The sequence below is a fragment of the Caulobacter sp. HJHS_5 genome, assembly GCF_056683955.1.
Map to the genome: position 1 here is coordinate 1 of NZ_JBWZNC010000013.1, position 977 is coordinate 977.

Consider the following 977-nt stretch of genomic DNA (forward strand, 5'->3'; position numbering starts at 1 on the left):
TGATCGGCAGCACCAGCGGCGACACCCTGGAGGGCGGCTCGGGCAGCGACATCCTGCAGGGCGGCGACGGCAACGACAAGCTCTCCGGCGGTCCCGGCAACGACAGCATGTTCGGCGGCGCCGGCGATGACATGCTGGAGACCAAGCGCGGCACCGGGCCAGACTATGTGGACGGGGGCGAAGGCGTCGACCGCTACACGGCCGACTTCCTGACCACAAACGTGGCCATGCACCTCGACCTGACCGACACCACCGTTCTGCAGGCAGTGGGCGGCGGCGTATTCCTGGTCAATGTCGAGCAAGTCAATTTCACCGCGGGCCTTGGCGACGACACCCTGATCGGCGGCGCCTTGGCCGATACCTTGAACGGGGCGGATGGCGCCGACACCTTGTCGGGCGCCGGCGGGAACGATCGCATCTATGGCGGCGCCGGAACCGACACAGCGGTGTTCTCCGGGGCGAGGTCCGAATACAGCGCCCTGCTGAACGGCTCCCTGGTGCAGATCGCCGACCGGGCGGCCGCGCCGCGCGACGGGACGGATCAGCTCAGCGATGTTGAAGTGTTTCAGTTCCTGGACGGGACGTTCACGCTTGCGCAGCTTCTGCAGCCGGCGGTGACGGACATCGCCTTGAACGGCGACACGGCGCCGGACGGCGCGGCCGTGGGAACGGTGGTGGGCTTGCTGAGCGCCAGCGTTGACGATGCGACGCCGGACGTGACCTACGGCCTTGCGCCGGACGAGGCCCGCTTCAGCCTGTCGGGCTCGCAGCTTGTGCTGGCCCAGTCGCTGGCGGCGGGCGTCTACCAGGTGTCGGTGACGGCGACCGACAGCCGCGGCGGCCAGCGCCAGGAGACGTTCGACATCACGGTGGGCGACGGCGAGACCCCGCCGGTCGGACTGCAGGTCAGCAATCTGCAGGGCGTGGCGGAGAACACCGCCGCCGAGACCCGGCTGGCGGACGTGGCCCTGACCAAC

The 977-nt window shown here is 69.4% G+C and carries 1 pseudogene; it reads left to right on the forward strand.

What is annotated here, in order from left to right:
- Nucleotides 1–977: pseudogene (locus ACFLIT_RS17820) on the forward strand (hypothetical protein); the annotation flags it as partial.